The following is an 18,104-nucleotide window of genomic DNA, read 5'->3' as shown; positions in this document are numbered from 1 at the left end:
GTCTGGTGAGATTGAGAACATGATCGAAGCACGCCAAGTCTCGGTGTCGATTGGTGCCACACGCATCGTCAGCGATGTCGATTTCACCGTTCGCCCCGGTGAGCTTGCGGCAATTGTCGGGCCCAACGGCTCCGGCAAGACTACCTTCCTCAAGGCGCTGACGGGGGAACGGCCTTATTCCGGCAACGTCTCGCTCAATGGCCGCAACGCCACTGCGCTGAAGCCGTGGGAGGCTGCAAGCATTCGTGCGGTGCTGCCACAGCAGACAGCGCTGTCATTTCCGTTCACGGTTCGCGAGATCGTCAAGCTTGGCGTGACCGGCGGCAGGTCGGGCGTGCTGGCCGGCGAGGCTGACAGGTTGCCGGAGCGGGCGCTGGCGCGTGTGGATCTTGAAGGTTTTGCCGGGCGCTTTTATCAGGAACTGTCGGGCGGCGAGCAGCAGCGCGTCCAGCTTGCCCGTGTGTTGTGCCAGGTCTGGGCGCCGGTGCTTGAAGGTCAGCCGCGCTATCTGTTCCTCGACGAGCCGGTGTCCAGCCTCGACATCAAGCACCAGCTGATCATCATGAACATCGCCCGCGACTTTGCGCGGCGTGGCGGTGGGGTGGTGGCGATCCTGCACGATCTCAACCTGACGGCCATGTTTGCCGACCAGATCTGCGTCATGCACCGCGGCAAGCTCGTCGCTTCGGGTTCACCTCAAATGGTGCTCACTGACGGTCTTATCGAGAAGGTGTTTGGTTGCCGTCTGCGCGTCGGCGCCCTGCCGGCCGCCAACATACCGTTCGTTCTGCCGCAATCCGCCGTGGCTTAGCAGGCGGTCAGCCTGCCAGTGCCTGCGGCTCCGGGAAATGGATGCCGAGCAGGTCGCGCATATTCGGTCGTGCCGCCACCAAGTCGGCGATCGTATAACGGGCCAGCACCGCAAAAAACGCGTTCAGCGCTTCGCGCAGGGCCGAATTCAGGCCGCAGCTGTCGACCAACGGGCATTCGGCGGCGTCGGTCTCGAAGCACTCGGCCATGGCGAAGCTCTCTTCGGTGACGCGCACCACATCGAACAGCGAAATCTGGTCGGCGGGCTTGGCGAGGCGAACGCCGCCATTGCGGCCACGCACGGTCTCGACCAGCTTGGCTTCGACAAGCGGCTGCAGAATCTTGAACAGGAACAGCTCCGACACCGTGTAGGCGGCGGCAATTTCAGGGACTCGGCTCAGCCGTCCATCGTTTGCCGCGCAATACATCAAGATGCGCATGGCGTAATTGGTCTGGCGTGTGAGGCGCATTGCGATTTCCTTGCTCTGCGTTGAGTCCGCGAGTGGTCCTAATATGGCCCATACCTTAGAACAATTCCAGACAGCGTTCGTCAATATATGTGATAAATGTGGTCATGTTTATGACGCAGGCCAGCCTTGCATATGTGGGCAGGTCAACGGGTTGAATTTCATGCTGCGTTGCACAATATTGCGGATGTCGGGAGTCGAAGACTCTGGGGAGGAACCCAAGAGGACTGCGACATGGAACAGATCAAATATGCTCAACGGCCACTGACGGGTGTAATCCGCCAGCTCAGGCCGTCCGATCTGCCCCGCTTTGCCGAACATCTCCTACGACTGGACGACCAAAGCCGGCGTGACCGCTTCAACGGCCTGACCGACGACGATTTCCTTAAATCATATGCCGAACGCAGCTTCCGCGAAGGTGTGACCGTGATCGGCTATGTCGAGGGCGACAAGGTTCTGGCCGCAGCTGAACTGCACGAGCAAGCCGAAGAGAGCGAACCCACAGCCGAAATCGCCTTCAGTGTCGAACGCCAAATCCAGCATAGAGGCATTGGCGGCCGGCTCTTCCGGCGTCTGGTCGCGCAGGCAAGGGGGCTCGGCTATCTCAGGCTTCAGGTGACCACCCATTCGAACAATGCTGCGATGAAAGCTCTTGCCCGTCGCTTCGACGCCAAGCTCAGCTTTGAGTTTGGCGAGGCCAATGGAGTCATCGAGCTTGAGGCCGACGGCGCGGTCGATCCCGATTGGCTCGCTCGCCACCGTGCTGCCCCGGCGATTGCCGCCTGAAACCGCATTTCGAATTGAAGCAGCGGACGGCATTGCCGATATAGTCCCTGTGACGAACAGGGAAGGCGACCAATGTCCTCACCGCAAAGCCAAGCCTTGCCGGCAGGCGTAAACATGGCCTTTGGCAGCGGCGACGCCGAAAAGCTCGCAGCCCTGCGGCGGACCAAATTCATTGCCACAGCCGCACTCGTTGTTTGCGTTGCGATCTTTTTGACCGCGAAATCGCTGCAGGGCCGCTGGCCCTGGCTCGGCTTCGTTGCTGCTTTCGCAGAGGCGGCTACGATTGGCGGGCTTGCCGACTGGTATGCGGTGGTCGCCCTGTTCAAGCGGCCGCTTGGCCTGCCGATCCCGCACACGGCGATCATCCCGGCCAATCAGACGCGCATCGCTGAAAATCTCGGGCGCTTCATCGAAACCAATTTTCTGGCGCCCGAGCCTGTGCGCCAGAAGCTCAATGAAGTGGATTTTGCTGCACTCGTTGCCGACTGGCTGTCGGATAAAAGCAGGGCGGAGGGGCTTTCGCGTTTTGTCGGCCGGCTGGTGCCGCAGATGCTGCAGGCGATCGAAGGCTCGGGCCTGCGCGAGTTCGCCACCCGCCGCATGCTCGATCGCATCGGCAAGGTCGAGGTCGCGCCGCTGGCGGCCGAACTGCTGTCAGCCTTCACTGACGATCGCCGGCACCAGCGTCTGCTGGACGAGTTCACCAAGATCATCGGCAATTTTCTGAGCGACGAGCAGGCGCTTGCCGTGCTGCGCGAAAAGATCAGGGAGGAACTGCCCTCGGTGTTCAACCTGTTCCGCGCCGACGCCTATCTGCTCAAGCGCATCGTCTCGTCGGCGGCGACGTTGCTGGAAGAAGTCAGGGCCGACCCGGACCATCCGCTGCGTGGTGAGTTCGACCGCTTCGTCCACGGTTTCATCGACCAGTTGCGCCATTCGCCCGACTATGCCCAGCGTGCCGAGCAGCTGAAGCGCAATTTCCTCGCCCGCCCCGAACTGCGCGGACTGGCGCAAGATGTCTGGAAAAGCATGCGCGGCTTCATCGAGCAGGACGTCGCATCGGCCGACTCGATGACGCGAAAGCACCTGACCAATCTTTTCCTGGAGGTCGGCCAGAATCTGGCGCGCGATCCCAGCATCCGCGCCGACATGAATGCCGGTTTCGTGGTGGCACTTGCGTCTTTCGTCGAGAGCCAGAAAAGCGGCGTGTCCGGTTTCATCGCCGAACAGGTCAAGCGCTGGGACCTTGGTCAGCTGACCCGGCTGATGGAGATCAATATCGGCCGAGACCTGCAATATATCCGCTTCAACGGCATGTTGATCGGCGGCCTTGCGGGCCTTGCGCTTTATTCTGCCGAGTTGCTGTTGCTGGCGAATTGACGGTGCCGGCTGCTGCTCTATTCTGGCCTTGCGACCTCCGGGTGAGCCCGGAGCCAAACGGGAGCAAGCCATGGCCAAGAAACCCGAGCCTGAAACCTTCACCGACATGTTTTCCAAGTTCGGCCGCGATCTGAAGATGCCTGCGGTCGATGTCGACGCCATCGTCAGCCATCACCGCAAGAACCTCGAGGCACTGGAAAAGTCGATCAAGGCAAGTGCATCGGGCGCTTCGTCGCTGGTCGCCAAGCAGCGCGAGATGATCCAGGGCGCATTGCACGAAATCACGGAAGCTGCGCAAGGCATGCGGGTGCCGGGCAATCCGCAGGAATTGCTTGCCAAGCAAACTGATTTCGCCAGGCGATCATTCGAGGCGGCGCTCAAGAATGCCGGTGAGGTTGCTCAAATCGTGCGCAACTCGGGCACGGAATCGGTTGAGATCCTGCGCCAGCGAATTCGTGATTCGATGCAGGAAATTCGCGACAGCTACGACAAGAAGAACTGATTTCTCCCCCGTCAAACTCTGACGTAGCGGCAGATGCACCTCTCCTGTGGGTTTTGCCAGACGGGCCGCGCATTGCCGGCCTTCGGGTGCTAAGTAAGGCCGATCACCACTGGAGCGCTGCGCGTCCATTCGGGCGCACAAAGACGCTTAAACACTTTGAATCTGGGTATTGTGCCTTCCGGGAATCGATACCGATTCGCGAAGTAGTGCGGCAGGATTCAACTGGGGAAGAGGATGAAGGTAGGCATCGAGATGGGAGCAGCGTCCGGCGGGACGAAGGCTCAGCTTGATCTCGAAGAACTTTTGGCGACCCGTTTGCTGGTTCAAGGCAATTCGGGCTCGGGAAAGTCGCACCTGCTGCGTCGCCTGCTCGAACAGAGCGCGCCTTGGGTGCAGCAATGCGTCATCGACCCGGAGGGCGACTTTGTCACGCTGGCCGACCGTTTCGGCCATGTCGTGGTTGATGCCCAGCGGACCGAAGCCGAACTGACCCGCATCGCCGGCCGCATTCGCCAGCATCGCGTTTCCGTCGTGCTCAATCTCGAAGGCCTCGACGTCGAGCAGCAGATGCGCGGTGCCGCAGCCTTCCTGAACGGCATGTTCGATGCCGAGCGTGATTTCTGGTACCCCGTGCTTGTGGTCGTCGACGAAGCGCAGCTCTTTGCGCCGGCGGTGGCCGGTGAAGTCTCCGACGAAGCGCGCAAGATCTCGCTGAGTGCCATGACCAATCTGATGTGCCGTGGCCGCAAGCGCGGACTGGCCGGTGTCATCGCCACCCAGCGCCTGGCCAAGCTCGCCAAGAACGTCGCCGCCGAGGCGTCCAACTTCCTGATGGGGCGCACCTTCCTCGACATCGACATGGCGCGCGCCGCTGACCTGCTCGGCATGGAACGGCGTCAGGCCGAGATGTTCCGCGACCTGGCGCGCGGCAATTTCATAGCGCTCGGACCCGCCATGTCGCGCCGGCCGCTGCCGGTTGCCATCGGCCCGGTCGAGACGTCAGCGCGCTCGGTCAGCCCCAAGCTGATGCCGCTGCCTGATGCCACTGACGATACACGCGAGCTGATCTTCGCACCGGCACCGCTGGAGACGCGCCAGACGGTGCGGCGGCACGTGCCACCAACACCGACGCCGACTGCCGACATTATCGCCCAGCTTTCCCAGGTGCGCGCCGAGGCATCGGCCCCCGTCGCCGAACCGATTTTCCCGCTGTTCGACGAGGCCGAACGCGAGGCGTTGATGGACACGATCGTTCGCGAGATGGTCGAGGATCCGGACGCGGCGTTCCGCACCGATGCAGTGCTCTACCAGGATTTTCTCGTACGCTGCCGCATCAAGCGCATGCAGGGCGAACCGCCGCCGCTGTCCACCTTCCGTCGCCGCTATGCCGTGGCGCGCTCGGGCATCGATGATGAAACGGCGTCGAGCGACACCTGGCAGCAGGCGCTTGGCATGTCCGCCGCACTCCCAGAAGACTTGCAGGCCGTGTTCCTGATCGTCGCGCAGGCGGCGGTCAAGGGCGCGCCTTGCCCTTCGGACGCAGCGATCGCGCATGCCTATGGCAGTCATTCTGCACGCCGGGCGCGCCGGCTGCTCACCTATTTCGAGGAGCAGGGGTTGGTGGTGGTACGCACCGATTTCCATGGCAAGCGCTCGGTAGCCTTCCCCGAGCTTGGTTGCGAAACCGCCCCCGGCGATCCCGAGAGGACCGACGATCTCGCCGAGCGCGAGGCTGCGGAATAGACTCGATCAACCCGAGAAGGTTGACAAGCAGGCGCGATTTATGGTCCCCAACTTCGCAAAGCGCCATCAGACGCAGGGAGACAAGCGTGGCGAAACCGATCGAGACCTATGAGGAGTTGCGCGCGAAAGTCGGGCAGGAACTCGGCGTTTCCGACTGGGTGGTTGTCGATCAGAGCCGTATCGACGGCTTTGCTGAATCCACGGGCGACCGCCAGTGGATTCACGTCGATCCGGAGCGGGCCCGGCGCCACAGCCCGTTTCGCACGACGATCGCCCATGGCTTCCTGACGCTGTCGTTGATCGGCGCGTTCATCCAGGACATGGGTGTCATCCCCACCAATACCCAGGCTGCCTTCAACTACGGGCTGGACAAGGTGCGTTTCGTGACGCCGGTCAAGGTCGGCTCGCGTGTGCGCATGCGTTCGGTGCTCCTCTCGATGGAGGAAAAGGGGCCGAGGCAATATCTGCTCAAGGGCGAAAACACCATCGAGATCGAGGGCGAAGCCAAGCCCGCGCTCGTCGCCGAGACGCTGATCATGCTCTACGAGCAGCGCGCCAAAGCGACGGGCTGAGCCGTCGCTGATTGGCTCCCGTTACCGTGCCGTGCCTATGGTGATGTCGATCTCACCCACACCGTTTACGCCGCCGGTGATACGGTCGCCTGATATCACCGCGCCGACCCCGGCCGGCGTCCCGGTGTAGATCAGGTCTCCGGCCTTCAGTTCCATCGACTGGCTGCAGATTGCAATCACTTCAGGGATCGACCAGATCAGGTCGGCCAGGTCGCCCTGCTGCCTGGTTTCGCCGTTGACGGCAAGCCAGACGCGGCCTTTGGCTGGGTGACCGATTTCTGCGGCACGAACCAGCGGTCCGCATGGCGCCGACAGGTCGAAGCCCTTGGCCCAGTCCCATGGCCGGCCCATTTTCTTGGCCACGTCCTGCAAGTCGCGGCGGGTAAAGTCGATACCGACACCGTAGCCCCAGACGTGATCGAGCGCGTCCTTGACGTCGATGTCCGATCCGCCGCGGCCGATGGCAACGACCAGCTCGATCTCATGGTGCAGGTCCTTGGTCAGCGGCGGGTAGGGGATGGTCGTACCACTGTCGACGACGGCGTCGGCAGGCTTGCCGAAGAAGAAGGGCGGTTCGCGGTCCGGGTCATTGCCCATCTCGCGCGCATGGGCCGCGTAATTGCGTCCGACGCAGAAGATGCGGCGAACGGCGAAGCGGTCGCTGGAGCCTGAAACAGCAACCGAAGCTGGCTCGGGTGGGGTGATGACGAAAGTGGCCAGGGCAGCCTCCCATGAAGTGATGCGCGCTTTTGACATGATCCGTTGGAGCATTCCACTTCCAATCACGATGCGGAAGATGGCTGATGCTGGTCTCGCCAAGATGTTGCGAGCAAAACGGTCCTCACATGCATCATTTTTGCGCTGGCCTGCACGCATTGCGTGTCTGGATCCAAAAAGGCGCTTGCAGCCTGCATTCGCAAGGATAGGATTTGCTCACCTGACGGGGCGGGGCATGCCTGGCCGGTCGCGGCAACAGTGGGAGGTTTCATGTCAGAGGTTACTTTGGTCGTGAATGGCCGAAAGGTTAGCGGCGCGGTGGAGGACCGCACGCTTCTAGTTCATTTCCTGCGCGAGAATTTGAACCTGACCGGCACGCATGTCGGTTGTGACACGTCGCAATGCGGCGCCTGCGTCGTCCATGTCGACGGCAAGGCCATGAAGTCTTGCACGATGCTGGCGGCCCAGGCCTCTGGATCGACCATTGTCACCATTGAAGGCCTCGCCAATGGCGCCGACCTGCATCCGGTGCAGGCCGCCTTCAAGGAACATCATGGCCTGCAGTGCGGCTTTTGCACGCCGGGCATGATCATGACCGCAACCGACATGATCCGCAGGCATCCCGACGGACTCGACGAAGCCACCGTGCGCGCGGAACTCGAAGGCAACATCTGCCGCTGCACCGGCTACCACAACATCGTCAAGGCGATCCTCGCCGCTTCAAAGACAATGTCGAAAGCGTCCAAGAGCAAAGCGAAGAAGGCGGCATAAGAATTGGGAGTAGGGTAGTAGGGCAGTAAGGCAGTAGGCAACGACTGCCGCTGACGCGACATCTTACCTACTGCCTCATTGCCTTACTCCCGTACTGCCCTTGGTTCTGGAGGAGAGCTTACATGGGAATTGAAGGCATTGGCGCGCGGGTTGCGCGCAAGGAAGACAAGAGATTCATCACCGGCGCGGGGCGCTATGTCGACGACATGGTCGTGCCCGGCATGAAGCACGCGGCGTTCGTGCGTAGTCCGCACGCGCATGCCGACATCAAGAAGATCGACGTCAAGAAGGCGGAAGCCATGCCGGGCGTCATCGGTGTGCTCACCGGCAAGCAGCTCAAGGCCGACGGTATCGGCAATCTGATCTGCGGCTGGATGATCCACTCCAAGGACGGCTCGCCGATGAAGATGGGTGCTTGGTCGCCCTTGGCGGTCGACCGTGTGCGTTATGTCGGCGACGCCGTCGTCATCGTTGTGGCCGACACCAAGGGCCAGGCGCGCGATGCGGCCGAGGCCGTAGAGATCACCTACAAGGAACGCAAGTCGGTGGCGGATGCGGTCGACGCGCTCGCCAAGGGCGCCCCGCAACTGCACCCCGAGGCCGACGGCAATCTGATCTTTGACTGGGGCATCGGCGACGAAGCGAAAACCGACGCCGCGCTCAAGACGGCGGTCCACATCACCCGCGTCAAAATCGTCAACAACCGACTGGTTCCGAATGCGATGGAGCCTCGAGCCGCTCTTGGCCACTACGACAAGGCCGAGGACCACTACACCTGCTGGACCACCTCGCAGAACCCGCATGTGGCGCGGCTGGTGATGAGCGCTTTCTACAATGTCGCGCCGGAAAACAAGCTGCGCGTCATTGCTCCGGATGTCGGCGGCGGCTTCGGTTCAAAGATCTACATCTATCCTGAGGAAATCGTCTGCCTGTGGGCGTCCAAGAGGACCGGCGTGCCGGTCAAGTGGGTCGCCGACCGCACCGAAAGCTTCCTCACCGACGCCCATGGCCGCGACCATCACACCACAGTCGAGATGGGCTTCGACAAGAACAACAAGATCGTCGGGCTGAAGGTCGACACCATCGCCAACCTCGGCGCCTACATGTCGCTGTTTTCCTCGGCGACACCGACCTATCTCTACGCAACGCTTTTGTCGGGCCAGTATGACATCCCGACAATCTACGGCAATGTGCGCACGGTCTACACCAACACCGCGCCGGTCGACGCCTATCGCGGGGCGGGACGTCCCGAGGCAACCTATGTCGTGGAGCGCACGATGGAGATCGCCGCGAGGGAATTGGGCGTGTCGCCGGCTGAACTCAGGCGCACGAACTTCGTCACCTCCTTCCCGCACCAGACGCCCGTCATCATGTGCTACGACGCGGGCGACTATGGTGCCTCGCTCGACGCTGCGATGAAGCAGGCCGACTATGCCGGCTTTGCCAAGCGCAAGGCAGCCGCAGCCAAGAAAGGCAAGCTGCGCGGTATCGGCATGAGCTGCTACATCGAGGCATGCGGCATCGCGCCGTCGGCGGCGGTAGGCTCACTCGGTGCCGGCGTCGGCCTGTGGGAATCGGCCGAAGTCCGTGTCAACGCCGTCGGCACCATCGAGGTGCTGACCGGATCGCATAGCCATGGCCAGGGCCACGAGACGACCTTTGCCCAGCTGGTCAACTCGCGTTTCGGCGTGCCGCTCGACAGCGTGTCGATCGTGCATGGCGATACCGACAAGGTGCAGATGGGCATGGGCACCTATGGCTCGCGCTCGGGTGCGGTCGGCATGTCGGCCATCGTCAAGGCGCTCGACAAGGTCGAGGCCAAGGCCAAGAAGATCGCCGCCCACCTGCTTGAAGCCGACGAGGGCGACATCGTCATCGAAAACGGTCAGCTCAAGGTTGCCGGAACCGACAAGAACGTGCCGTGGTTTCAGATGGCGCTTGCGGCCTACACCGCTCACAACCTGCCGCAAGGCATGGAGCCTGGGCTGAAGGAGACGGCGTTTTACGATCCGTCGAACTTCACCTTCCCGGCCGGCTGCTACATCTGCGAAGTCGAGATCGATCCGGAAACCGGCAAGACCGACATCGTTCAGTTCGTCGCCGCCGACGACTTCGGCAACATCATCAACCCGATGATCGTCGAGGGTCAGGTGCATGGCGGCATCGCGCAAGGCGTCGGCCAGGCGCTGCTCGAGGGGGCTGTCTATGACACCAACGGTCAGCTTCTGACGGCGAGCTACATGGACTACACCATGCCGCGCGCCGACGATCTGCCGTCGTTCCAGGTGTCGACCTCGAACACGCCATGCCCGGGCAACCCGCTCGGCATCAAGGGCTGCGGCGAGGCCGGTGCCATCGGTTCGCCGCCGGCGGTCATCAACGCCATCACTGATGCGCTCGGCCACGAAAACCTGACCATGCCTGCGACGCCCCAGAAAGTCTGGGCGGCGTTGGGCAGCGGCTCGAAGCACTGAGGAGGACGCAAAATGTATTCCGTCAATTATCATCGTGCCACCTCGGTCGCGGACGCCATCAAGAAGATCAAGACTGGCGATGCCAAGTTCCTTGCCGGCGGCATGACGCTGATTCCGGCGATGAAGACCCGGCTCGCCGCACCGTCGGATCTGGTCGACCTGAGCCACATCGCTGAGTTGAAGGGCATCAAGGTGTCGGGCAAGACCGTCACCATTGGCTCAACGACGACGCATTTCGACGTGGCCAATGACGAGAAGCTGAAGAAGGTCTGTCCGGCGCTGGCCTATCTCGCCAGCCTCATCGGCGATCCGGCCGTGCGCCATCGCGGCACAATCGGGGGCTCGATCGTCAACAACGACCCGGCTGCCGATTATCCCTCGGCATTGCTGGCGCTTGGGGCGACCATCGTCACCAACAAGCGTGAGCTTGCGGCCGACAAGTTCTTCAAGGGGCTGTTTGAAACGTCGCTCAAGGACGACGAGATCGTAACGGCAGTGACCTTCACAGCACCTGCCAAGGCGGGTTACGCCAAGTTCCCCAACCCTGCATCACGCTACGCCATGACTGGCGTGTTCGTGGCCAAGGGCAAGGACGGCGTGCGCGCGGCGGTAACCGGGGCTGGCGACGACGGCGTGTTCCGCTCGAAGGAGGTCGAGGCAGCGCTGACCAAGAAGTTCGAGGCATCAGCTCTCGAAGGTGTCACGGTGCCGTCGAAGAACCTGATGGGCGACATCCATGCCTCGCCGGAATACCGCGCCAATCTCGTGGTCGTGATGGCCAAGCGCGCAGTTGCTGCCGCCAACGCCTGAACCTCGGCATCATGGATAGGGAGAGGGGCCTCCGGGCCCCTTTTCATCTGAACAGCAAGGAATACAGATGGCCGTTCGACGCATCGTCGCCAACCTGCATGCCGACAATCCCGCACAAGCCCGCGCATTCTATGGCGAATTGCTTGGCCTGGATGTCGTCATGGATTTCGGCTGGATATTGACCTTTGCGACAGATGCCGCGATGGCGCCGCAACTCAGCGTCGCCAGCCAGGGCGGATCGGGAACGCCGGTGCCGACGCTATCGATCGAGGTTGACGACGTGGACAATGTTCATCAGCGGGCAAAAGCTGCCGCCTGCGAAATCGTCTACGACCTCGCGGACGAGCCATGGGGCGTGCGGCGGTTTTACCTTCGCGACCCATTCGGAAACGTCGTCAACATCCTGTCGCATAGAGGGTAGGACCAAAGTCTGGCGGCAAGTCGCCAGCTTATGGCTGACAGCCTCTTGGCATCCTCGCCCAAGGCGGCTTACATGCCGCCGGCATGTCGCAACAACATCAGCATTCTGGAGCATAGTGGAATGGCGCGTCCGATAACCTCGATCGCCGACCTTCGTGCAATCGCCAAGCGGCGTGTGCCCCGCATGTTCTACGACTATTGCGATTCAGGTGCCTGGACCGAGAGCACCTACCGCGAGAACGAAAGCGATTTCGTGCCGATCAAGTTTCGCCAGCGCGTCGCTGTCGATCTGCGTAACCGCACGCTTGAAACAACGATGATCGGCGAGAAGGTATCGATGCCGGTGGCAATCGCGCCGACGGGCCTTACCGGCATGCAGCATGCAGATGGTGAGATCCATGGCGCGCGCGCCGCCGAAAAGGCAGGCATTCCGTTCACGCTGTCGACCATGAGCATCTGTTCGATCGAGGACGTCGCCGAAAACACCTCCAAGCCGTTCTGGTTCCAGCTCTATGTGATGAAGGACCGCGACTTTGTCTCGCGGCTGATCCAGCGTGCCAAGGCGGCGAAATGTTCGGCACTGGTGTTGACGCTCGACCTGCAGATCCTCGGTCAACGCCACAAGGACATCATCAACGGCCTGTCGACGCCGCCGCGCATGACGATCCCCAACATCATCAACCTGGCGACCAAGCCGCGCTGGTGCCTCAACATGCTGCGCACCAACCGGCGAACATTCCGCAACATCGCCGGTCACGCCAAGGGCGTCACCGATTTGCGGTCGCTGTCGTCGTGGACTGCCGAGCAGTTCGATCCGGCGTTGAGCTGGGATGATGTCAAATGGATCAAGGAGCAGTGGGGCGGCAAGCTTATCCTCAAGGGTATCCTCGATCCAGAGGACGCCGAAAAGGCCGCGGCGAGTGGTGCCGACGCACTCATCGTTTCCAACCATGGCGGCCGCCAGCTCGACGGTGCCGTCTCCTCGATCTCGGCGCTGCCGGACATTGTCGATGCCGTCGGCGATCGCATCGAGGTTTTGATGGACGGCGGGATTCGCTCAGGCCAGGACGTGCTGAAGGCCGTGGCCCTTGGCGCCAAGGGCGTTTTCATCGGCCGCTCGTTCCTCTATGGCCTTGGCGCCGGCGGGGAAGCGGGCGTGACCGCCTGCCTCGACATCATCCGCAAGGAGCTCGATATCACAATGGCGTTCTGCGGCCTGCGTGACATCAAGGACGTCGACAGCCGCATCATTGCGCGGCGTTGAGAGCGCGTCGGTAGATCGATCGTGACAATACAAGCTTGTCGCAGGCAATTGCGCCTGTGGCCAAGTTGTTGACGCGGTAGCCAGGGGCGATGCCAGCGATGTTGCTTGACCGCTGGCTGGGCGCGGTGAACGGCACGCTATCGATTGACACAGGTTTGCTTTGTTCGAGCGGCCGCGCAGATGCGGCAGCCCCTTCCCAAACCTCTCACCACCCTGTTTAGTCCTGATATGGCCTTCACGCTTCGTCAGCTTCAGTTCTTCGTTGCCGTTGCCGAGCAGGGCACCATCTCGCGGGCGGCGCAGAACCTGTCGATCTCGCAATCCTCGGTCACCGAGGCGATCAAGGAGTTGGAAGGCGATCTCGGCGTTGAGCTGTTCGAGCGCCACCCGCGCGGCCTCAACATCACCCACAAGGGCCACCAGTTCCTGCGCCACGCCACCAAGATACTGGCCGACGTGTCGGATGCGCGGCGCACCTTCTTCGGCGGCCAGGCAACCGCCACGGGCCAGCTCAAGCTCGGCGTCACCTCACTGGTCGCCGGCTACGTTCTGTCGGATCTTCTGGCGCGCTACCGCCGCGCCCATCCGGCGGTCGAGATCTCGGCCATCGAAGACAATGGCGATTATCTCGAGCACCTGCTGGTCGGCGGCAAGCTCGACCTTGCGGTGATGGTCACTTCCAATCTGCGCGACCGCATGGCTCTGCAATCGGAAATCCTCGAGGTCTCGGCCTACCGCCTGTGGCTGCCGCTCGGCCACCCGCTGGCCTCGGCCGAAATCATCAGTGTCGGCGACATTGCGTCCGAGCCGCTGATCATGCTGTCGGTCGACGAGATCGAGGAAAACACCGGCAAGCTGCTGTCGGCCATCGGCGCCAAACCGCATGTTGCCTTCCGTACACGCTCGGTTGAAGCCGTGCGTTCGCTTGTCGCCACCGGGGCAGGGGTCGCGCTTTTGCCCGATCTTGTTTACCGGCCGTGGTCGCTGGAAGGCGACCGCATCGAGTCCCGCGACGTCTCGGGTTCGCTGCCCGTGGTGCAGGTCGGCATGGTCTGGCGACGTGGCTCGTCGCTGCCGGCGGCGGCGCGCGACTTCATCGGCCTCGCCCAGGCGCAGCGCACAGTCCGCCAGAAACTCTGACCGCGCTCTAGGTATCGGAAAAACCGATATCACCCTTCTTCCAAATGAATTTGCGAAACCTGCGCTTTCGCAGCACCTTTCGTTTCAGGGCAACACCGCCGATCGAGAGCGGCCCCTGCAAATGGGAGAATCGAGATGAAGGCATTTTTGAAATCCTGCACGGCCATCGCCTTGGCGTGCAGCTTTTCCGGTCAGGCTTTTGCGCAGGTCAAGGAGATCGGCAAGGGCGAGGGCCAAGTCAATATCATCGCCTGGCCGGGCTATATCGAGCGCGGCGAGACCGACAAGAATTACGACTGGGTGACGGATTTCGAAAAGGCGTCGGGCTGCAAGGTCAACGTCAAGACAGCGGCCACCTCGGACGAAATGGTGGCGCTGATGAACGAGGGCGGCTTCGATCTCGTCACCGCATCGGGCGACGCCTCGCTTCGCCTGGTTGCAGGCAAGCGCGTCCAGCCGATCAATACCGACCTGATCAAGAGCTGGTCGGCAGTCGACGAGCGCCTCAAGGATGCGCCCTGGTTTACTGTCGATGGCAAGCATTACGGCGTGCCCTATCAGTGGGGCCCGAATGTGCTGATGTACAACACCAACGTGTTCAAGGAAGCGCCCAAGAGCTGGAACATCGTCTTCGAGCCGATGGAACTGCCCGATGGAAAGCCCAACAAGGGCCGCGTCCAGGCCTATGACGGCGCCATCCACATCGCTGACGCCGCCAACTACCTGATGGCGCACAAGCCTGATCTCGGCATCAAGGACCCCTACGAGCTCAACGAGGACCAGTACAAGGCGGCACTCGACCTGCTGCGCGCCCAGCGCACGCTCGTCGGCCGCTATTGGCACGACGCGATGATCCAGGTCGACGACTTCAAGAACGAAGGTGTTGTCGCCTCGGGATCGTGGCCGTTCCAGGTCAATCTGCTCAAGTCGGAAAAGCAGCCAATCGCCTCGACAATTCCGGAAGAAGGCGCAACCGGCTGGGCCGACACGACGATGATGCATGTCGACGCCGCCAATCCGAACTGCGCCTATATGTGGATGGAGCATTCGCTGAATCCCAAGCTGCAGGGCGATCTTGCCTCATGGTTCGGCTCCAACCCGGCGGTACCGGCCGCCTGCAAAGGCAATGCGCTTCTCACTGACGAAGGCTGCAAGGGCAACGGCTTCGAGGACTTCGCCAAGATCAAGTTCTGGAAGACGCCGGTGTCGAAATGCACCACCCAAAACGACCAGTGCGTGCCCTATTACCGCTGGGTGTCGGACTATATCGGCGTGATTGGCGGACGGTAAGCCTACCGTTAAGCGTTGCGATGCCCCTCAGCCTTACCCTCTCCCCGTAAAACGGGGAGAGGGGGCGTCCACGTCACCGCTTCGTCCTTCTCCCCGTCATTCACGGGGAGAAGGTGCCGGCAGGCGGATGAGGGGCGGCGCCAAGGTTCGCAGATGGCGAGCCAACCATCAGGACAGCCTCCAATGACCCCAGCAGTCGCCTTTCAAAAGACCTCCCGCCATTTCGGCGCGGTGCGCGCCGTCGATGCGGTCGACCTCGAGATACAGCCGGGTGAGTTCTTCGCCATGCTGGGGCCATCGGGTTCGGGCAAGACAACTTGCCTGCGCCTCATCGCCGGCTTCGAACAGCCGACCTCGGGCAGCATCTCGATCTTCGGCGAACGCGCCGAGGGCGTGCCGCCCTATCGCCGCAACGTCAACACGGTGTTCCAGGATTACGCGCTGTTTCCGCATCTCAACGTGCTCGACAACGTTGCCTATGGGCTGATGGTCAAGGGCGTGAGCAAGGACGAACGCCACCGCGCCGCCGAAGATACGCTCAGGCTGGTGCAGTTGCCAGGCTACGGCTCGCGTCGGCCGGGGCAGCTCTCGGGTGGCCAGCGCCAGCGCGTGGCGCTCGCCCGCGCGCTGGTCAACAAGCCAAAAGTGCTTTTGCTCGACGAACCGCTCGGCGCGCTCGATCTCAAGCTGCGCGAGAGCATGCAGGAAGAACTCAAGGCGCTGCAAAAGGCGCTCGGCATCACCTTCGTCTTCGTCACCCACGACCAGGGCGAGGCGCTGTCGATGGCCGACCGGGTCGCCGTGTTCAACGACGGCCGCATCATGCAGGTAGGCGCACCGGAAGACATCTACCAGCGGCCGGCGTCGCGTTTCGTTGCCGATTTCGTCGGTTCGTCCAACGTGCTGCCGCCAGACTTCGTCCAGCGTTATGTCGGCCAGCGCCGCTGGGGCAGCCTGCGTCCGGAATCGATCCGCGTCGGGCGTGGCGCGACCGGAGACGGCGTCGCAGCGCGTGTCGTGTCGCGGCATTATCTCGGAGCCGCCACCAAGCTGGCGCTCGATGCCGACGGTCTGAGACTGCATGCCACAGTGCCCGCAGGCACGTCGCTGCCCGGCGATGGCGAGCATGTCGTGCTCACCTTCAATCGCGACCAGCTCCATCTGATGGAGGACCAGGCGTGAGTGTCGACGCCATCACCAGCGCAAGCGCAGCCGCAGCGATCTTGCCGAAGCGCGGCGGCATCGCCGGCTCGCTGTCAGACTTGCTGTGGCGCAGGCCGGGACTGCTGTTGTTTTTGATGCTCGCGCCGCCGCTGCTCTGGCTTGGCGTCATCTATATCGGCTCGCTGCTCGCGCTGCTGGCACAAAGCTTCTTTTCGATCGACGAGTATTCGGGCCTCATCGATCGCCACTTCACGCTCAAGACCTATGGCGACCTGTTCCAGGCGGCGAATGTCGACATCATCGTCCGCACGGTGACGATGGCTGCAATGGTGACGCTCGCTTCGGCAGTCGTTGCGTTCCCGATCGCCTATTACGCGGCGCGGTATGCTCGCGGCAAATGGAAGGCGCTGTTTTATCTCGGTGTCATGCTGCCGCTTTGGTCGAGCTATCTGGTCAAGATCTACGCCTGGAAACTGATCCTTGCCAAGGAAGGCATCCTCACCTGGCTTTTTGGCAAGCTGCATCTGTCGTGGCTGCTCGACAGTTGGCTGTCGCTGCCGATCGTCGGTGGCAATTCGCTATCGGTGTCGTTTACCGGCACCTTCATCGTCTTCGTCTATGTCTGGCTGCCGTTCATGATCCTGCCGATCCAGGCAGCGCTCGAACGCGTGCCGGCCAACCTCGTCGAAGCCTCGTCCGATCTCGGCGCGTCGCCCGGCCAGACGTTCCGCAACGTGCTGTTTCCGCTGGCGCTGCCGGGCATCGTCGCCGGTTCGATCTTCACATTCTCGCTGACGTTGGGCGACTACATCATCCCGCAGATCATAGGCACCTCTCGGCTGTTCATCGGCCAGGCCGTCTATGCCCAGCAGGGTACCGCGGGCAACATCCCGCTCGCCGCCGCCTTCACCGTCGTGCCGATCGTCATCATGGGCTTCTATCTCTGGGGCGCCAAACGCATGGGGGCCTTCGATGCGCTCTGACCGTTCGCAATCGGCACCACTCGGCATCAAGATCGCCGCCGCAGCGGGGCTCGCCTTCCTGCACCTGCCGATCCTGCTGATCTTCGTCTACGCCTTCACCACCGAGGAGAAGAGTTACCAATGGCCGCCACCGGGACTGACAACGCAGTGGTTCGCGGTCACCTGGGGACGTCCTGACGTCTGGCAGGCTTTGGGACTTTCGGTGCAGGTCGCAGCGATTTCGACTGGTATTGCGCTGGTGCTCGGGACACTCTGTGCTGCTGCCGTCAGCCAGACGCGTTTCTTCGGCCGCGAGGCGATTTCGCTGCTGGTCATCCTGCCGATCGCACTGCCCGGCATCATCACCGGTATCGCGCTGCGCTCGGCCTTCAGCCTGGCCGAGATCCCGTTCTCGTTCTGGACGATCGTGCTCGGCCACGCCACTTTCTGTGTCGTCGTCGTCTACAACAACGCGGTCGCGCGGTTCCGCCGCACCTCAGGCTCGCTGATCGAGGCGTCGATGGACCTCGGCGCCGATGGCTTCCAGACGTTCAGGCATGTGATCCTTCCCAACATCGGTACAGCGCTGCTCGCCGGCGGCATGCTCGCCTTCGCGTTGTCGTTCGACGAAGTCATCGTCACCACCTTCACCGCCGGCCAGCAGCAGACGCTGCCGATCTGGATGCTCGAGGAACTGGTGCGGCCGCGCCAGCGCCCGGTCACCAACGTCGTTGCCATGGTCGTGGTGCTCGCGACGCTGCTGCCCATCCTCATTGCCTATTACCTGACCCGCGAAGGCGACCAGATCGCCGGCGCCGGCAAATAAGATCGA

At 62.2% G+C, this 18,104-nt stretch carries 18 protein-coding genes; 16 read left to right on the top strand and 2 right to left on the bottom strand.

Translation table 11 applies throughout. The features are described from left to right. Positions 1–19: 19 nt before the first annotated feature. A complete protein-coding gene (locus AC1DLV_RS17270; protein ID WP_476801127.1) occupies positions 20–811 on the top strand; it encodes a heme ABC transporter ATP-binding protein in 792 nt (263 codons plus the stop codon). 7 nt (positions 812–818) lie between these two features. Here the strand turns inward: AC1DLV_RS17270 and rirA are convergent, their stop codons facing one another. Continuing rightward, complete coding sequence (gene rirA, locus AC1DLV_RS17265; RefSeq protein ID WP_476801126.1) at positions 819–1,280, bottom strand: iron-responsive transcriptional regulator RirA; 462 nt, start codon at positions 1,278–1,280, stop codon at positions 819–821. Positions 1,281–1,511: 231 nt separating this feature from the next. Here rirA and AC1DLV_RS17260 point away from each other — a divergent pair, with 231 nt between their 5' ends. The 5 genes from AC1DLV_RS17260 (at position 1,512) to AC1DLV_RS17240 (ending at position 6,260) form a co-directional block, all read left to right on the top strand. Further along, positions 1,512–2,063, top strand: a complete 552-nt coding sequence (locus tag AC1DLV_RS17260) for an N-acetyltransferase family protein (protein ID WP_476801125.1) — start codon at positions 1,512–1,514, stop codon at positions 2,061–2,063. A gap of 114 nt (positions 2,064–2,177) precedes the next feature. After that, positions 2,178–3,443: a DUF445 domain-containing protein gene (locus AC1DLV_RS17255; protein ID WP_476801254.1), complete on the top strand. Its 1,266-nt coding sequence runs from the start codon at positions 2,178–2,180 to the stop codon at positions 3,441–3,443. A 70-nt stretch (positions 3,444–3,513) separates the two neighbouring features. Next, complete coding sequence (locus tag AC1DLV_RS17250) at positions 3,514–3,945, top strand: phasin family protein (RefSeq protein ID WP_476801124.1); 432 nt, start codon at positions 3,514–3,516, stop codon at positions 3,943–3,945. Between the two features lie 234 nt (positions 3,946–4,179). After that, positions 4,180–5,688 carry a helicase HerA domain-containing protein gene (locus tag AC1DLV_RS17245; protein ID WP_476801123.1) on the top strand — a complete coding sequence of 503 codons (1,509 nt, stop codon included), beginning with the start codon at positions 4,180–4,182 and terminating at the stop codon, positions 5,686–5,688. Between the two features lie 86 nt (positions 5,689–5,774). Beyond that, entirely contained in the window at positions 5,775–6,260 is a 486-nt protein-coding gene (locus tag AC1DLV_RS17240) for a MaoC family dehydratase (RefSeq protein WP_476801122.1), read from the top strand. A 21-nt stretch (positions 6,261–6,281) separates the two neighbouring features. On the opposite strand, the gene AC1DLV_RS17235 is transcribed toward AC1DLV_RS17240, so the two are convergent. Next, positions 6,282–7,031, bottom strand: a complete 750-nt coding sequence (locus AC1DLV_RS17235) for a fumarylacetoacetate hydrolase family protein (RefSeq protein ID WP_476801121.1) — start codon at positions 7,029–7,031, stop codon at positions 6,282–6,284. 216 nt (positions 7,032–7,247) lie between these two features. Between AC1DLV_RS17235 and AC1DLV_RS17230 the strand changes: the two genes are divergently transcribed. From AC1DLV_RS17230 to AC1DLV_RS17185, 10 genes are all read left to right on the top strand, one after another. Then, positions 7,248–7,748, top strand: a complete 501-nt coding sequence (locus tag AC1DLV_RS17230) for a (2Fe-2S)-binding protein (RefSeq protein WP_476801120.1) — start codon at positions 7,248–7,250, stop codon at positions 7,746–7,748. 122 nt (positions 7,749–7,870) lie between these two features. Continuing rightward, a complete protein-coding gene (locus AC1DLV_RS17225) occupies positions 7,871–10,222 on the top strand; it encodes a xanthine dehydrogenase family protein molybdopterin-binding subunit (RefSeq protein WP_476801119.1) in 2,352 nt (783 codons plus the stop codon). A gap of 12 nt (positions 10,223–10,234) precedes the next feature. Then, on the top strand, positions 10,235–11,032 hold the full coding sequence (locus tag AC1DLV_RS17220; RefSeq protein ID WP_476801118.1) for an FAD binding domain-containing protein: 798 nt from the start codon (positions 10,235–10,237) through the stop codon (positions 11,030–11,032). A gap of 67 nt (positions 11,033–11,099) precedes the next feature. Continuing rightward, positions 11,100–11,453 (top strand): VOC family protein, encoded by a 354-nt coding sequence (locus AC1DLV_RS17215; protein ID WP_476801117.1) that lies wholly within the window; start codon positions 11,100–11,102, stop codon positions 11,451–11,453. 120 nt (positions 11,454–11,573) lie between these two features. Then, the gene (locus AC1DLV_RS17210) at positions 11,574–12,716 is read left to right on the top strand and encodes an alpha-hydroxy acid oxidase (RefSeq protein ID WP_476801116.1); all 1,143 of its coding nucleotides are present in this window, start codon (positions 11,574–11,576) and stop codon (positions 12,714–12,716) included. Between the two features lie 228 nt (positions 12,717–12,944). Further along, on the top strand, positions 12,945–13,856 hold the full coding sequence (locus AC1DLV_RS17205; protein WP_476801253.1) for a LysR family transcriptional regulator: 912 nt from the start codon (positions 12,945–12,947) through the stop codon (positions 13,854–13,856). A 135-nt stretch (positions 13,857–13,991) separates the two neighbouring features. Then, a complete protein-coding gene (locus AC1DLV_RS17200) occupies positions 13,992–15,146 on the top strand; it encodes an ABC transporter substrate-binding protein (RefSeq protein WP_476801115.1) in 1,155 nt (384 codons plus the stop codon). A 183-nt stretch (positions 15,147–15,329) separates the two neighbouring features. Continuing rightward, positions 15,330–16,328: an ABC transporter ATP-binding protein gene (locus AC1DLV_RS17195; RefSeq protein WP_476801114.1), complete on the top strand. Its 999-nt coding sequence runs from the start codon at positions 15,330–15,332 to the stop codon at positions 16,326–16,328. Then, on the top strand, positions 16,325–17,293 hold the full coding sequence (locus AC1DLV_RS17190) for an ABC transporter permease (RefSeq protein WP_476801113.1): 969 nt from the start codon (positions 16,325–16,327) through the stop codon (positions 17,291–17,293). The genes AC1DLV_RS17195 and AC1DLV_RS17190 overlap by 4 nt, the downstream gene beginning before the upstream one ends. Continuing rightward, complete coding sequence (locus AC1DLV_RS17185) at positions 17,283–18,098, top strand: ABC transporter permease (protein ID WP_476801112.1); 816 nt, start codon at positions 17,283–17,285, stop codon at positions 18,096–18,098. The genes AC1DLV_RS17190 and AC1DLV_RS17185 overlap by 11 nt, the downstream gene beginning before the upstream one ends. The last annotated feature ends 6 nt before the right edge of the window (positions 18,099–18,104 follow it).

Source organism: Aminobacter sp. 01T433 (genome assembly GCF_056398585.1).
Note: the sequence above shows the minus strand (reverse complement) of the source record. Positions and strands in the feature narration are given on the sequence as shown.